14 protein-coding genes are annotated in these 15,731 nt (G+C 62.7%); 7 read left to right on the forward strand and 7 right to left on the reverse strand.

What is annotated here, in order from left to right; genetic code table 11:
• The first annotated feature begins 141 nt into the window (after positions 1-141).
• Positions 142-1,701 (forward strand): glutamine-hydrolyzing GMP synthase, encoded by a 1,560-nt coding sequence (guaA, locus tag KXD98_RS05510; protein ID WP_260762250.1) that lies wholly within the window; start codon positions 142-144, stop codon positions 1,699-1,701.
• Positions 1,702-1,708: 7 nt separating this feature from the next.
• Here guaA and KXD98_RS05515 read toward each other — a convergent pair whose 3' ends face one another.
• The 3 genes from KXD98_RS05515 to KXD98_RS05525 all read right to left on the reverse strand — a co-directional run bounded on the left by KXD98_RS05515 (position 1,709) and on the right by KXD98_RS05525 (position 3,802).
• Positions 1,709-2,272, reverse strand: coding sequence for a TenA family transcriptional regulator (locus KXD98_RS05515; RefSeq protein WP_260762251.1), 564 nt, complete (start codon positions 2,270-2,272; stop codon positions 1,709-1,711).
• Positions 2,273-2,383: 111 nt separating this feature from the next.
• The gene (locus KXD98_RS05520; protein ID WP_260762252.1) at positions 2,384-2,992 is read right to left on the reverse strand and encodes a hypothetical protein; all 609 of its coding nucleotides are present in this window, start codon (positions 2,990-2,992) and stop codon (positions 2,384-2,386) included.
• A gap of 12 nt (positions 2,993-3,004) precedes the next feature.
• Positions 3,005-3,802: a WXG100 family type VII secretion target gene (locus tag KXD98_RS05525; protein WP_260762254.1), complete on the reverse strand. Its 798-nt coding sequence runs from the start codon at positions 3,800-3,802 to the stop codon at positions 3,005-3,007.
• 259 nt (positions 3,803-4,061) lie between these two features.
• Here KXD98_RS05525 and KXD98_RS05530 point away from each other — a divergent pair, with 259 nt between their 5' ends.
• Positions 4,062-4,718, forward strand: a complete 657-nt coding sequence (locus KXD98_RS05530; protein ID WP_260762256.1) for a response regulator transcription factor — start codon at positions 4,062-4,064, stop codon at positions 4,716-4,718.
• Between the two features lie 90 nt (positions 4,719-4,808).
• Here the strand turns inward: KXD98_RS05530 and KXD98_RS05535 are convergent, their stop codons facing one another.
• The gene (locus tag KXD98_RS05535) at positions 4,809-5,222 is read right to left on the reverse strand and encodes a hypothetical protein (RefSeq protein ID WP_260762257.1); all 414 of its coding nucleotides are present in this window, start codon (positions 5,220-5,222) and stop codon (positions 4,809-4,811) included.
• Between the two features lie 332 nt (positions 5,223-5,554).
• Between KXD98_RS05535 and KXD98_RS05540 the strand changes: the two genes are divergently transcribed.
• The 5 genes from KXD98_RS05540 (at position 5,555) to KXD98_RS05560 (ending at position 12,803) form a co-directional block, all read left to right on the forward strand.
• Positions 5,555-6,148, forward strand: a complete 594-nt coding sequence (locus tag KXD98_RS05540; protein WP_260762258.1) for an RDD family protein — start codon at positions 5,555-5,557, stop codon at positions 6,146-6,148.
• Positions 6,148-10,581 carry an FtsK/SpoIIIE domain-containing protein gene (locus tag KXD98_RS05545; RefSeq protein WP_260762259.1) on the forward strand — a complete coding sequence of 1,478 codons (4,434 nt, stop codon included), beginning with the start codon at positions 6,148-6,150 and terminating at the stop codon, positions 10,579-10,581. The genes KXD98_RS05540 and KXD98_RS05545 overlap by 1 nt, the downstream gene beginning before the upstream one ends.
• A gap of 42 nt (positions 10,582-10,623) precedes the next feature.
• Entirely contained in the window at positions 10,624-10,890 is a 267-nt protein-coding gene (locus KXD98_RS05550) for a WXG100 family type VII secretion target (RefSeq protein ID WP_260762260.1), read from the forward strand.
• Positions 10,891-10,897: 7 nt separating this feature from the next.
• Positions 10,898-11,896: a hypothetical protein gene (locus tag KXD98_RS05555; RefSeq protein ID WP_260762261.1), complete on the forward strand. Its 999-nt coding sequence runs from the start codon at positions 10,898-10,900 to the stop codon at positions 11,894-11,896.
• Positions 11,897-12,038: 142 nt separating this feature from the next.
• The gene (locus tag KXD98_RS05560) at positions 12,039-12,803 is read left to right on the forward strand and encodes a DUF6777 domain-containing protein (RefSeq protein ID WP_260762263.1); all 765 of its coding nucleotides are present in this window, start codon (positions 12,039-12,041) and stop codon (positions 12,801-12,803) included.
• A 19-nt stretch (positions 12,804-12,822) separates the two neighbouring features.
• Here KXD98_RS05560 and KXD98_RS05565 read toward each other — a convergent pair whose 3' ends face one another.
• The 3 genes from KXD98_RS05565 to KXD98_RS05575 are packed head-to-tail and all read right to left on the reverse strand — an operon-like array spanning position 12,823 to position 15,675.
• Entirely contained in the window at positions 12,823-14,103 is a 1,281-nt protein-coding gene (locus tag KXD98_RS05565; RefSeq protein WP_260762265.1) for a hypothetical protein, read from the reverse strand.
• A complete protein-coding gene (locus tag KXD98_RS05570; protein WP_260762267.1) occupies positions 14,096-14,977 on the reverse strand; it encodes a PP2C family serine/threonine-protein phosphatase in 882 nt (293 codons plus the stop codon). The genes KXD98_RS05565 and KXD98_RS05570 overlap by 8 nt, the downstream gene beginning before the upstream one ends.
• Complete coding sequence (locus KXD98_RS05575) at positions 14,974-15,675, reverse strand: VWA domain-containing protein (protein WP_260762268.1); 702 nt, start codon at positions 15,673-15,675, stop codon at positions 14,974-14,976. Before KXD98_RS05575 ends, KXD98_RS05570 begins: the two co-directional genes overlap by 4 nt.
• Positions 15,676-15,731 lie beyond the last annotated feature (56 nt).

A 15,731-nucleotide genomic window follows, 5' to 3' on the forward strand; every position in this document is an offset into this window, starting at 1 on the left:
ATGTGGTCACCGGCAGCGCCAACGCTTCAGCGGCCGTCTTACGTGGGGTGACGGTTGGTCAACGAGGAGACGCGGTGCCAGGGTGCCGCCCGGGGGCGCGCCGGTGACCACAGCCATCGTTGCCTCACTAGACTCCACCGGGTGGAAGCTGCAACCCCCCGCCCCGTCCTGGTCGTCGATTTCGGCGCGCAATATGCCCAGCTGATCGCGCGCCGGGTGCGCGAGGCGCGGGTTTACTCCGAGGTAGTGCCGCACACTGCTGGGGTGGACGAGATCGCAGCGCGCAATCCCCGGGCCGTGGTGCTGTCCGGGGGGCCGGCCAGTGTGTACGCCGACGGTGCTCCGCAACTCGACCCCGCACTGTTCGAACTCGACGTCCCGGTGTTCGGCATCTGCTACGGCTTTCAGGCCATGGCGCAGGCACTCGGTGGCACCGTCGCGCAGACCGGAACCAGCGAGTACGGCCGCACCGAGCTCAGAGTTGCCGGCGGGCAATTGCATTCGGATCTCCCGGAGACGCAACCGGTGTGGATGAGCCACGGCGACGCGGTGACCGTCGCACCCGACGGCTTCGAGGTGGTGGCCTCCAGCTCCGGGGCGCCGGTCGCAGCGTTCGAGAATCGCGAGCGTCGGTTGGCCGGTGTGCAGTACCACCCCGAGGTCATGCACAGCCCGCACGGCCAGCAGGTGCTGAGTCGCTTCCTTCACGAGTTCGCCGGGATCGACGCGACGTGGACTCCGGCCAATATCGCCGACGCGCTCATCGAGCAGGTTGGCGCTCAGATCGGTGAGGGTCGGGCCATCTGCGGACTCTCCGGTGGGGTCGACTCGGCGGTGGCCGCCGCGCTGGTGCAGCGGGCCATCGGGGATCGATTGACCTGTGTGTTCGTCGACCATGGCCTGCTCCGCGCGGGCGAGCGCGCACAGGTGCAGCGCGACTTCGTCGCCGCAACCGGCGCCAACCTGGTGACCGTCGATGTCGCCGAACGCTTCCTGGAGGCGCTGTCGGGAGTCACCAACCCGGAGGGTAAACGCAAGATCATCGGTCGTGAGTTCATCCGAGCCTTCGAGGGCGCGGTGCGCGATACCCTGGGAGCCCTCGACGGGGAAGTCGAGTTTCTGGTGCAGGGCACGTTGTATCCCGACGTCGTGGAATCCGGCGGAGGCTCGGGCACGGCGAACATCAAGAGCCACCACAATGTCGGCGGCCTGCCCGGGGACCTGAAGTTCGCCCTCGTCGAGCCGTTGCGGCTGCTGTTCAAAGACGAGGTGCGCGCCGTCGGTCGCGAGCTGGGTCTGCCCGAGGACATCGTTGCCCGCCAGCCCTTCCCGGGGCCGGGCCTGGGTATCCGGATTGTCGGTGAGGTCACCGCCGACCGATTGGACACCCTGCGCCGCGCGGATGCCATTGCGCGCGAGGAGCTTACGTCGGCCGGGTTGGACCACCAGATCTGGCAGTGTCCGGTGGTGCTGCTGGCCGATGTCCGGTCGGTGGGTGTGCAGGGTGATGGGCGAACATACGGTCACCCCATCGTATTGCGCCCGGTTTCCAGCGAGGACGCCATGACTGCGGACTGGACCCGGGTGCCCTTCGAAGTGCTAGAACGCATCTCGACACGGATCACCAACGAGGTGCGCGAGGTCAACAGGGTCGTGCTCGACATCACCAGCAAGCCGCCGGGCACTATCGAGTGGGAGTGAGCGACGCTCAGTTCGTGGTCAGCGCCATGTCCCAGAAGGCGATTTCGAGAGTGAGCACCTCGGCGATCACCTCGGCGTGATCGTCCGGGGTAGCCAGGTCGTGGAGGTTTCGCACGTAGGCGGCGAAGCCGGGATCGGTCCAGTGCGTGATGAATTCGCCGAAGGGCGAGGACTCGGACTTCGCCGTGGTCCACGCGCGAAGGTAGACCTCTTCGATGACCCACAGTGCGGTGAGAGCGCTGTCGAACGCGGAGGTGTCAAGTCGTTGCAGAAGCCCCCGATAGGCCAGCGTGGCCGGTAACGGAGGCTGGTTCAGGTCGATCCCGCGGTGGGCCGCCTGTTCGTCGAACCAGTCGAGTTCGTCGACCAGCGCGCTACACCCGGCGGCCAGCGTGGACTGCGCGGACCGGTGTGCGCGCGCCAGCAGCCGCGCCTGGAATGGGAGAAGGTCGGCGATGAACAACGCGTCCTGGACCAGCCAGCGGTCGAAGTCCGCGTTGTCGATGGTGCCTTCCCGCACCTGATCGAGGAAGCGGTGTCGGGTGGCGGCGTCCCACAGATCGTCATGCACGCACGCAGGATAGTGGGTTACTGCGCTCACCGATGGCTGCGCTGCTCCTACGCGAGGTCTTTCAGGGATAGCGTCGGGCGGTTGTGGTGCGATCGGTGCCGACAAATCATGTCACGCTGGGGGGAAGCCGCGACGGATGACTGCCGGATCCCACGACGTCACGCTCTGTCCCTCGACTGTGCCGGATACTTTTCCGGGTGTGATCACGACGGCGTCTTGGGCGTGAACGCCGAAGCGCACAACGCAAGCCCATTGATCAACGTCATCGATGTCCGCGAAAAGCTCGCCGCTATAGGCAGATTGAGCGAGAGCAAGGATCGCGTCCTCGGCCTCCTCCGGGGTGGCGGCGCGCAGCGCATGTACCCCCGCCGCTGTAACGGTGTCGAGAACCCAGCCGTCGTCGGATTTCGCGGCTGTCACAGCGGCGCCAGCCAGCACCGAATGATCGGATCGGGGTGCGATGTATGCACCAACCCGATACGGCGCGTCAAGGAAAGCCGCCACATCGCGGGCGATCAGTGCGTTCGGGCGCACACCCGGCGCATCGGCGTTGCTGCCGGTGAGCCGGCGCACCATCAACGACCGCATTCCGCGGACTCCGGCGCGCGTCAGTTCCTCGGTCGTCGTTCCGACCGTCGCCAGACTGAGCGGCCACGGTCGGCCGTCGGCTGCGCAAATTGCGACGATCTCGTCATCGGTGAGTAGCGCGGTTTCTTCCATACAGACTCCTGGCTAGGGAAGGATGTTCGAGATCAGTTTGGGCACGTAGCCGACAATCGCTCCAGCGGCCGCTTTGAATGCGCCCGCGGGATCAGATGCGATGTAGTTGCCGGTAGTTTCCAACGCAGCGGGACTGAAGTCGGCCTGTGCGACCTGCGCGGCGACATCGCCCCACTGAGCAACAGCGATGCCGGAAAGGTAGCCGACCGGACCCGGCGCAGCACTCTTGAGGACGCTGCCGCCCAGATCGGTCAGCGCGTTGCCGGCCGAGACGATCTTCTCGTCGGGGCTGAGGGTGGTGTCGCCGGCCAGCCCGAGCGCATCAAGTACCGGCAGCACCGGGCCCAGTGGGGTGAGCGTGTCGATGACCGTGCCCCAGGTAATGGGCCATGTTGGAGTGGTGTTGAGGAAGTCCCGGATGTTGGTGAAGGGTGTCAGAGGATCACCGAAAAACCGGTTGAAGAGGTCGGGCGGCAACAGACCGAATTGCGGAGCCAGTGACCCTCTGGGGGTGATTAGCCCGCCCAGGCCAGCACGGTCACCGTTCTGCGCGCTGGCTTGTTCCTGCTCGCTGGCATTGCGTTCGACCTGCGCTGCCGCATCCCGTAACCCGCTGACCACGCCGCGCACCAGGCCGAGCGATTGACCCTGCCATTGGGCGCGGAACTGCATCGAATCCTGGCCGCGCCACGGGGTGCTCGAGAGCCGACTATTGACTTCACCAGTCATGTTCTCCAGGCGTTCAGCCGCTTGGGTCAGGTTGCGCGCGAGGGCGCGTAGTTGGTCGACGTCGGCACCGACCATCCCCATAGATCTCTACCCTCCGGACTGCTACCCGCGAACGGGCGGACTTTGATGCTAGGTCTATCAGACCAGGATTCCACGCGGATTACTGTCGTTCCACTGACCGACACGGCCGGCGGGTCCATCGGCTGACCGCTTTGCGACGCCGAAGCGCTGCGGTGATGATGGAATGGCATGAGTCTGTTGGTTGATCAGCATTATTGTGCAGTGGAACAACTCATCGCGGCGGGCAAAAGGGGGCGGTCGATTGACCCTTGACGGGCAGGTGCGGTCGACCGCCACGACCGTTGCCATCATCGACGAGCATGATGTCGTGCACGCTGGTATCGCGGCCTGGTGCGCCGACGCCGATCCCGAAATCGAGGTGATTGGCAGTTATCGCCGGCCGTCGGACTATCTGACCGATGCCCGCGCTGTCGAGCCGGACGTCGTCGTTCTCGATCTGCAGTTCGACTCGATGCGGCCTGATTTCGATGTGGTGCGGCAGTTGGGTGAACGTGGCCAGCGAGTAATCGTCTATTCGAACATGACCGCTGACGAGGTGATCCTGACGTGCCTGGACCTGGGGGCGTCAACGTACCTGGTCAAATCAGAGGGTAAGCGGCATCTGATTGACGCCATCCACGAAGCAGACAGCGCATCACCGTACGTGGCGCCGAGGATGGGTCGTGCGCTGTTGAACGACAGCACCCTGGGCCGGGTCAAATTGTCCGAGCGCGAGCGCGAGGTACTCGTCGCCTGGTTCCAGACCGAGAGTAAGGATCTGGTCGGACGACAGCTCTTCATCGCGCCGACCACGGTCCGCACCCACCTGCAGCGAGCGCGCGCAAAGTATGCGTTGGTAGGTCGGCCGGCGCCAACGAAATCTGCTCTGTTGGCTCGTGCCATCGAGGACGGCATTCTCGGACCCGGTGAACTCTGAACGAATCGCCAGTGAGAGCGTCGTCGGCAGCGATCTCCCGGCGTTCATACCGACGCCAATGCTCACTGGTTCACGCTCATGAACGCGTCTTCAGGTGGGCACGAGCAACAGCAAAAGCGCAACGATCCCGGCGAATACCAAATAGGCCACGCCGATAAGCACCGAGGTCTTCGCCAGTCCGGCGCCGTGCTGTGCGGAACGCACGCACTGGCGCTGTGCCACGAACGCCAGGGGCAGCGCCGCAGGAGCGGCGACCGGGCCGAGCAACACCAACAGGATGAAGGAAGTGAGGGCGAGCTTGTTTGTCGAAGTGTGTACGACCGTGCGCACTGGTTGGGCGCGGTCACGTCGGCTACCAGTCGAGCCGAGGGGAGCAGAGCTTTTCGGCGGCATGATTGCTGCGGATCCCACCGTATGGCCGGCGGCATACTTGCTCGGCGGGAGTCGACGGTCAGCCATGACCGGTGGAACCCAGAGGCGGTGACATTTCAGCTCCTCGGCCACATCGCGTGGATGATGTCGTGCCCGCGCAGCGATTGCACCACGCTGTACGAAGCGGCCGATAATTATGTGCGCGACTCGGTAGGTCCGTCAATCGTACGTTCGTAGGACATACACGGGTGGTTAGGTGGTGGCCCCATTTCCGATTCTCTGCGAAGGATGTCGTCCGAACGAACCACGCCGGCAGCGATCAGTGTTTTGTAGTCTCCACAACGGAAGCTGCGAATGGAGCAAACATGGTGCAAGGGTCGTCCGACGCGCATGACGGCAGCTGCCGTCATTGCGGGTCGCCCTTGCGGGTCAATGCCCCGTTCTGCGCAACCTGCGGACAAGCGGTGACCAACCGCGGTTATCAACATCCCAATCCGGCACCGCGTGTACTTCCGGAACTGCCGGCGTACACCGCGCCTTCCACCGTCGATCACGTCGTGGGCGCCGGTCGTGGTGTGCGCTGTGTCAGCTACTTGCTCGACTTGGCGGTAATGCTCAGCCCCGCACTGCCGTTGGCGATCGCCGGGGCCGTCCTCGGTGTCGCCCAGATCGTGTATACCGTAGTGCCGGTCGCCTTCGTCGCGGTCTGGTTGTGGATGCAAATATGGCAGGGGCTCACCGGCATGACATTCGGAAAGTCGATGCTGGGGCTGCGACTGGTGCGGGCCGGCGACAACCAGGCCCCAGGTTTGCTGGCTTGTCTCACGCGGGGCGCTGTGTTTGGTGTCAGCGCAGGATTGGCGGCACTGCCCACGGTCATCAACGAGATGCCGTGCGACGGATTTCACGACAGAGCGTCTGGCCTCACCGTGATTGATGTCGTGCAGGGTGCAAATCCACTGGGTAAGAAGCAGGTTCCGGTGTTTCGGCGTACCGCTGACCGCGGTTTGAACAAGGTCACCGGACCACTACCGCGCGATGTATCGGGGCGTGCCTAGTGCAGCTCAAGTTGATCTTGCGCCGTGACGACGGCAGCCGCGCGCAGGTAGCCGTCACCGCCGATGCCACCGCCTCGGTTGGGGATCTTGCCACGGCATTGGCAACCGGCGATCCGGATAGCCGGTCTATGCGGGTGCAAGGCGGATTGACGCTCAAACTTGAGCAGGTTGCTTTCGACAATGCGCTTCAGGGTCGTGCGTTGGACCCAACGCGCAGCCTCATCGAGTCAGGCATGCGGTCGGGGTCGATGGTGAGTCTCGCGGCGGCGCCCCCGGGCGTTTCCCGCACCAGACGGGGGCGCTCGGTGGCCGTCTTGCGGGTCCTCGAGGGTCCGGATGTGGGCCGAGAGTTCTCACTGGCACCGGGCAACTCAGTCATCGGCCGCGGCCCTCGTAGTGATGTGCAATTGCGCGATCCTCAGATCGTCGATGTCCATGCAGCGATCAGTGTCGGTGAGAGCATCGAGATATCGAACCTCGCCGGCCCGACGGGTGTCCAGATCGGAGGACGCCCCGTGCAGCGTGCGGTCGTGGGCTCCTCCGACGTGGTGGTGCTTGGTGCAACGTCGGTGGCCATCCTTCATACTGTCAGGTCCGGGGCAGGCCAAGCCGACAGTGTCGCAATAGAATTCAACCGATCTCCCCGGGTGGTAGCCAGATTCGGCAAGCGTGTTCTCGCCGCTCCGAAGCCGCCGAAACCTCCGGAGCCGGCCCACTTCCCGGTCGTATCGATGGTGTTGCCACTGGTCCTTGGATTGGGCTTGTTCGCAGTCACTCGCAGCCTACTGTCGGTAGTGTTCATCGCGCTCAGCCCGCTCCTGATGCTGGGCATGTACTTCGACACCAGGTTCCAGGCGAAGAAGAGGTACGCCGCGGATGTCCGGCGGTTCGCCGAGTCTCTGCGCCATCTTGCTGCAGACCTGACGACTGCTCAGCAGGTGGAGCGCGCGGTCCGACGTGGCGAAACTCCGGCTTTGAGCGAGGTGGTCGAAGCTATCCATCGACTCGGTCCGCTTCTTTGGACACACCGTCCCGAACACCCCGAGTTTCTCACCTTGAGAATAGGTCTAGGTGACTCGCCATCGCGCTGCAGCGTGGAGTTGTCCCGCGACGGCGATGCTGAACCCGAGTACGTCAAACAACTAACCGACCTGTGCGAGCAGTTCGCTCTGATCAGTGACGTTCCGGTGGTCGCTGATCTCCGCGAATGCGGTGCATTCGGGGTGTGTGGTCCGCGCGGCGTCGTCGACGGTGTCGCTCGGGGAGTCATCTTGCAGCTGATCGCACTGCACTCGCCATCCGAGCTGACCATCACCGCCTTTGCATCGCAGCAGTCGCGCACGTCGTGGGAATGGTTGGAATGGCTGCCTCATGCGGGCTCGGTGTACAGCCCCTTGTCGGGAAATCACCTGACCGACAGCGCCAATGGCGGTATTGCCCTGCTTTCACGGCTTGAGGACCTTGTGAAGGCGCGCGTCGGCGATAACTCACCTGGTCCAGCGTCGACCTTCGGTGTCATCACCGACGACAGCACCGCTACCGACACGCGTGCGCCGCTCGTGCTGCCCGCGGTAGTCGTTCTGGTCGACGACACCGCCCCGATCGACCGCTCGCGGCTGAGCCGTCTCGCTGAACACGGCGCCGCGGTAGGCGTGCATGTGATCTGGGTAGCCACGCAGGTCACCAGCTTGCCTGCTGCCTGTCGAACCTTTGTCCTTATCGAGAATGCACAGTCCGGATCGACCGTCGGTGAGGTGCGCCATGGTCGGCACACCTTCCCGGTCGCCTGTGATGCCATCGATGTTGCCGACGCTCGACAGGTGGCACTGTTGTTGGCTCCGGTGGTTGATGTCGGAGCCGCTGTCGAGGACGACACCGACCTGCCGCGTTCGGTGTCGTACCTGAGTCTCTCGGGTACGGGCATCGCGTCCGACCCATCGGTTGTGAGCCGCCTGTGGATATCCAACGAGTCGGTCACCCCGCGCGACGGCTCTTCGAAAAAGCCGACAAGTAAACCTGCGGCACTGGGTGCGTTGGTGGGTTCCACCGGCTTGCAGGACTTCTACCTGGATTTGCGTGAGCACGGACCACACGCCTTGGTGGGAGGCACCACCGGGTCAGGAAAGAGTGAGTTTCTGCAGTCGTGGATGCTGGGGATGGCCACCGCTAACAGCCCGGATCGGTTGACCTTCCTCCTGGTCGATTACAAGGGTGGCACCGCGTTCGCAGAGTGTGCGCAGTTGCCGCACACAGTCGGTCTGGTCACCGACTTGTCGCCACATTTGGTCAGACGAGCCCTGACCTCGCTGCGCGCCGAGATCAAGCGGCGCGAGGAGCTGCTGAATGTCAAGCGTGTCAAGGATCTGGTGTCGCTAGAACAGACCGGTGACCCCGAAACCCCTCCCGCTTTGGTGATCATCGTCGACGAGTTCGCTGCTCTGGCCACCGAGATTCCCGAGTTCGTCGATGGTGTCATCGACGTGGCGCAACGGGGTCGCTCACTTGGCCTGCATCTCATTCTTGCCACGCAACGCCCCGCTGGTGTCATCAAGGACAACTTGCGGGCAAACACAAATCTTCGGATTGCTCTGCGGCTCAACGATGTCGATGACTCACTCGACGTCGTCGGAGATCCCCTGGCTGCACATTTTGCACCGGAAATTCCTGGCCGCGCTGTGGCTAAGACCGGTCCAGGCCGACTGACAACTTTCCAAGCCGGCTACGTTGGAGGGTGGACCGGGGACCAACCTGACAGCGCACCGATTGACATCTGGGAGTTTGTCTTCGGGCGCCGCCGGCCATGGAATACCCAGGTGGCCAACGCTGCCCGGCCGGCTGCAGGACCGAATGACATTAGTCGAATCGTCAGCAATGTCGTGTCCGCATCGGATCAGCTGCGGATTCCCGCACCGCGCCGACCGTGGCTGCCGCCGCTGCTGTCCACCTACGCGTTGGAGTCCATCCCGGCGCCGGCCGGACACCTGGTCCTCGGTCGACTCGACCTGCCAGAGCATCAGCAACAACCGGTGGCGACTTACGAACCAGACCAAGGCAATCTCGCCATTGTCGGTACCAGCGGTTCGGGCAAGTCGACAGTGCTCCGAACACTCGCGATCTCGGCGGCGTTGACAGCGGAGGGCCCAACACATGTATACGGATTCGACTTCTCGTCGGGCAGCTTGCGAATGCTCGAGGCACTTCCACATGTCGCGGCCATTGTCGACGGAGAGGACGATGAGCGGATTGGCCGAGTATTACGCAGGTTGGTCGGCATCCTGGATGACCGCGCACGAAAGTTTACTAGCGCCAACGTATCCGACCTCACCGGATACCGAAAGGGTGTGGATCCCAGTGAGCCGCGGATTCTGCTTCTCGTCGACGGTGTAGGCGCCTTCCGCGATGCCTACGAGCACGTAGGGCATTCTTCGCATTTTGCGATGTTCAACCAGGTCGTCAGCGAGGGACGAAGGTTGGGGGTGCACGTCGTGCTAGCCGCCGACCGACCGGGTGCGCTGTCGACGTCGTTGGCGTCGCTGATGCAGCGTCGTCTGACTCTGCGACTGGCCTCAGACGAGGATTACCTGTTGACAGGTGAACCGCACGACATCCTGTCGGCGAACTCCCCGCCTGGCCGGGGCATCATCGCCGGCAACGAGGTCCAGGTCGCTGTATTCGGCGGAGACGACAGTGTGGGCGGGCAGGCCAAGGCGATCGCGGACCTGGCAGAACGCATGCGCACGAGGGGATTTGTCAGCCCCGAACCCGTTCAACGCCTGACCGATCACATCGATCTGGACGCCCTGCCGGCGACGGTGGGCGGGATTCCCACAATCGGAATCGCCGACGAAAGCCTGCAACCGGTGGGTATTCGGCCGCAAGGTCTGCTGATGCTCACCGGACCACCTGGCAGCGGCCGTACGACTGCACTTGTCACCCTGGCGCAGTCAGTGCGCAGGGTCAGCCCGCATACCCACATTGTTCATCTGGCTCCAGCATATTCGGCGATAGCCAAGCATGAGGTGTTCACCAACAGTGCGACCGGTGGTAGGGAAGTCACGGATCTGATTGGACGGTTGATGTCCAGTGCGGACTCGGGCGCCGACAATCTGATGTTGGTCGTCGAGTCCATTACCGAGTTCACTGGATCCGAAGCCGAGATGGAACTCGCAGCGCTGATCAAATCTCTTTCTGCCAGCAGAGCATTCATTGTCGGCGAGTCGGAAGTGTCGACGTGGGGGCAGGCTTGGACACTAGCGCAACCATTCAAGTCCGGACGTCGCGGGTTGCTACTGTCGCCCAACGGAGTTGAGGCCGATTCACTTCTCAACACCCCGATCGGCATCATCCGGCGACATGATTTCCCGCCCGGTCGTGGCGTGTTGATAGAGAAGGGCAAGGGGGTGTGGGTCCAGGTCGCTCAGCCAATCTTCTGATAAGCCATACAACATCATTCATCCAGAGAAAGCAGAAATATCATGGCAATGGTCGGTGCAGACGTTGAACAGCTCAACCAACTCGCTGCTCAGCTCAACAACAAGGCGAATGAGATCCAGAATGTCATCTCGCAACTGACGTCGGCGATCAATTCGGTCGAATGGCGAGGTAATGATGCGAACCGGTTTCGTTCCGACTGGCAGGGCCAGTATGTCGGGCAACTCAAGACGGTCGTGAGTGCGTTGCAGACGGCATCGCAGAATGCCAAGCGGAATGCTCAGGAGCAGCAGCAGGCGTCCGGTACGTAACTAGCGGATGGCCATGGAAGGGGCTGACGTCGCGCAGTTGCGCACGTTGGCGTCACAGTTGACCAAGGGTGCAGAACAGCTGGACTCCGCGTCCAAAGGTCTGCATTCTCTGGTCAACAGCATGCAGTGGCGTGGGGCGGATGCGCAGCGTTTCCGATCCGAGTGGAACGGTGCCTCCGTCCACGCACTGTCGAGAGCCGCATCAGCGCTGCGTGATGCGGAGAAAGTGATTCGCCGCAACGCCGACGAGCAGGAGAATGCTAGCAGCGGGAAGTCAGCTGGCGCCGCGGAGATGTTTCGGCGGCTGAGGAACAATCAGAAGAACGATTATGGCGAATCAACCTGCGACGCAGATGGAGTTCGAATTGAGAGCGTCGTAGGCCCCGATGGCAAGACGCGATTGATCGTTTACTTCAAGGGGCAGGGCAGTGCCGATGGTCGGGATTTTGGTCGGTCCGCTGCCCTGGCGACGGGCGTGCTCAACGTTGATCCAAGCATCACCCGTCAAATCGACGAAGCACTCGCCAAGCTACCGGACGGCAAGAACACCGAAGTCATGCTCGTCGGCTTCAGCCAAGGCGGGATGGATGCCCAGAACATTGCCGCGTCGGGAAAGTACAACGTGACGACCCTGATGACGTATGGGACGCCGATCATCCGCGCTGATGATCCGAAGATCGCGACGGTGCATATTCGAGCCGAGGGGGATCCGGTCCCGGCAGGTGGGGAGGTCGTCGCAGCTGGTGCTCGAACGATCACAAATCCTCTGGGCCGAGTCCTTCCGAAGCAATTGCTGCCCCTGTTGTTCGTAGCCGAGCTGGTGGCTCCCCGCAGCGACAACGTCTTCACCTTCGATTCGCCGAACGACGGAACATTCATGGACGTTCACGAACAGGGTTATCCGGACGCGGCCGCAGCGTTCGACAAAGCCAACGACAGCCGTTTTGCTGATGTGAAGGACAATATGAAGAAGTTCGAGGGCACGGTTTCCGTTGTCTCCGAATGACCCAGGGGTCGGCTGGGTGGATCCGAACTCGCCTGACGCTGCGGACCCTCGGTCGGACAGGGTTCTCATCCTTTCTGGTGTGGCCCTCATCGTCATCGTTCTGCTCGCATTCGTCGGGGTCGTCCTGGCCAACAAGGGCGGCTTGATCGGCGGCACCGGGACCGATGAGCATGGCCAGGTCACTTTGATCCCGATCAACGCTGCCGGTGACGACTCCTTCATGCCGTCGGTGGTCGTCGCGCCGATAGAGATCACCGACAACGTCGCAACCGACATCGATTCCTTCGTCACACAATTGCCTCGCTCGGCGGTGCGCGGGGCGCGGGTTGTGCCTGGAACCCAGCAAGGGCTGTATGGCGCCACCGGTGAGGCAGTTGAGTGCGACGTCTCGGCGGCCGCCAACTATCTCGATGCGCGTCGGGACCGGTCAGTGCAGTGGGCCCAGGCGATCAACGTCGCAGCAGAGAGGATTCCCTATTATCTCAACACCCTGACTCCGGCGGTGTTGACCGCCGACACCTGGGTCACGGCGTTTGCCCCCGGTGAAGGACACCCAGCGTCGCGCCAAGCGGTACTGCAGGCAGGTAATGCAGTGCTGATCGATCAGGTCGGTGTACCGAGGATGCACTGTGCAACCGGCAATCCGCTCGGCCCGCCTGCCAACGTCAACCTGGCCTCGTTGGCTGTGAATGGCAAACGGTGGCAAGGTTTCGATCAGCAAGGCGTGATTGCGATCGCGTATTCAGGCGGAGGAAGTGAAGCGCCTGTCGTCGACGAGTTCGTCCTTCGCAATCTCAGCACCGGGGAGGTCATCACCCGTCCCGCAGGCAAGACCATAGACATCGGAGTGGACCCCACCGGCTGGTCGCCTGATCCGGCTGCGATGAATGTGCCACCCGCTTCCTGAGGGGCATCGACGTAAATGCTCAGAGTGTCGACGCACCGCTGAGCAGTGCCCAAACAATGAATACGGCGAGCAGTACGACGACGAGCACGACGGCTGCGAGCACGGTCAGATAAGTACGCTGACTCAATCCGAAGATGGTGGCCGGTGGAGGCTTGGACGCAGTGGGTGGCCTCCTGTCGCCCGGGGATGAGACTGGCACCGAGGCGCGTGAGATGCTCTGCTGCGATCTACTTGCCGTTCGACTCCATTTCTGATGCTCTCTGCGGGCGGCGCGTTCGTCCTCGATAGTGCACCACGGGCAGACCGCGCATCCGACCGGAACCTGGTGTATCGCCTGAACGCAGTGTGTCAGTTGGATTCTCGTCAGCGCACGGCGCCATTCGGTGGCTGTGGGCCGTAGCGTCGGGTTTGTCGCTCCGCCGCTGAAAGCGCGGACAAACAACTGCTGGATATCGGTGGGCAAGAAAGCCAACGGCGGGGCCACCGGGTGGGTGTGCAACCGCGAGTTAGGTCCACCCGCCCAATCACCAGATCGCGCTAGGGACAGGGCATCGGGCTGCGGGCCTTCGCCGACCCATCGTCCTCGCAGAAAGGGGTGGTTTCCGGCCATCAGCAGCTGGTGGATGTGTACGGCGAGGGCGAACAAATCCGACGGCTTCTCGCGCATCTGCTCGCGTAGATTCAGACCGCTGAGTTCGGGTGCTGTGAACTCTGGGCGTCCGACCGGGCAGAGATACCGACGTCCAGCACGATCAGTGAATTGCATGGAGTCACAGTCGACGAGCGTCACCCGGGTCGTGTCTGCGACGAGAATATTGCGTTCTTGAAAGTCGCCGATCACGGCCTCAACGCGGTGTACCGACTCCACTGCTAGGCACAAGTTGGCAGCGACGTTGACGAGGTGCCCCCAGGTGGCATGGCGCGTCCATTGCGGGGCCGAGGGCATCGGGTCGATCCGGTTGGACGGGTTGCTCATCGTATGCAGTTCGACGGCGGTACTGGTATCGATCCTCGGCATGACGAAGCCGACAGGCCGGGAACCGTCGAGCAACAATTGCTGGGGCCAGGTCAACACGATGAATCCGTCGGGCTGAATTGCACCTGGTGGCGGCGAGTCGACCATGGCGGCAACTTTGTCGAGTTTTTGGGAAAGTCCGCCGAGTCCGGCATGAAATACCTTGGCGGCTAGATCAGGTCGGCCGCGAACAGCATGCACTGTACCTTCACCGGTAGCGCCCGCCAAAGGCGGTCCTAGATGGAGAGGTGAGCCATCGGATAGCCACAGCGCATTGTCACCCATGGGCTGAATGGTGCGTCCGGGTGTGGGGAACTTTGGGTGCCGGAGAACCGACGATCGTTGTCGTCACCGGACGTGCGGACGGAAAGAACTCGTCTGTCTCCCAGCGCAATGCCGAAAGCACCATAGTCTTGTCATCACCGGTCTGGTCATCGGCGATGTCACGAAGCAGCGCGGCGAAATGTGCTGAACTGGTTCCCGCTCGCACATGGCGCCACGATCCTCGAAAGAACGGTTCGTAGGCTTCACCGGTCGTGATGTCGGTGATCTTGTAACTCATCCCGTCCGTACTGAGCGCGAACGCTGTCACACCGGTGAGCGTCTCGGTTCGAAACGCTGACGCAAAGGCGTCTTCGGACTGGAGGAACCACGTTGCATTTGCGTAATCGGTCTTCGCCTCAATGAGCGTTGTGCTGATTCCGCGATCTGTCTCTACGGCGATGACGCCGTCACCGATCTGGCCGAAGACGGCGCGCCGTCGATCAGCGACGACAACGCTCAAGGTCGTCGACAGCAGCGGCAGTTCCAGCTTCATGGCCTCAGCACGGCGGCGGACGCGATCCAGCGCGCATTCGAACAGCCATCGCATCTGCGCCGGATGACCGGCGGGGTCGGTGACGAAGTCACGTCTGAACTGCGCGCGCAGCGCATCGCGTACCACGCTCTGGCAGGCCGTATAGGAGCCCCACGCCGAAGTGCCGCTCACTGAACCTGCCCCGTCAGCGACAGCCGCTACGACGAGGCCACCCGAGATGCCGTAACGGTAAGCGTCGTCGCAACCCAGGCCGCGGCGGTGATGCATATCGCCGACGACGGAGGCGCCGCACATGGCCCATTCCCAGCTGCCTGGGCGTTCGTCGCTCGTGGGGGTGCTCACGCTTTGGCCCAACCGGCGATGGACGGCAGTTGAATGTGCTCACCCATACCGCCGAGATCTTCGTCAGTATGGGCGTGCTCCGAGGAGTGTGAGACGTTCGTCAGCGAGGCAGATAGCCACTCGAACAGTTCCTCGAACTTCAACCCGTCCAATGGGGCCGGGCTACGCTGTGTCGAAAGCCGGCTCAATTCCTGGTAGTCCACTTTGGGTCCCGCGCCGACAGCGAAAACTGTTACGCTGCGGCTTGTCTCGGCTTGATTGAGTCGTTCGACGGCAGCGTCGAATCCCTCGATGTTCGGCCTTCCATCGGTGATCACCAGAATCCACGGCCGGTAGTACTGCAATCCGGCGTTCTTGTAGGCATTCTTGCGGTCCTCAATGATGTCGAGTGCCAAGTGGATTCCCGCCGCGAGGTTGGTGGTACCACCAACCGAAAACCGCGGTGGTTGGAGATTGCGGGCCTCCTGCATCGGCACCAGCACGGTGGCGGCAGTACCGAAGGTGACGACCGCAACCTCAACCCGCTTGCTGGCCAGCGACTCGTTGTGTAGGTAACGTGTGAAGTGCGCGAAGCCGCGCTCTAGAGCGGCGATAGGCGCACCCTCCATTGACCCGGACACGTCGATCAGGGCGACGCAAGCAACTCTCGGGTCGGGGTTGGTGTCGTTGAGCTCGACCGACCATCCCCATTCGGTCACCGGCAGACCTCTTTCATTCTTGGGCGCAGAGGACTGCGAAATCTTTTCACCGGTAG

The sequence above is a fragment of the Mycobacterium sp. SMC-4 genome (assembly GCF_025263265.1).
Taxonomy (GTDB): Bacteria; Actinomycetota; Actinomycetes; order Mycobacteriales; family Mycobacteriaceae; genus Mycobacterium.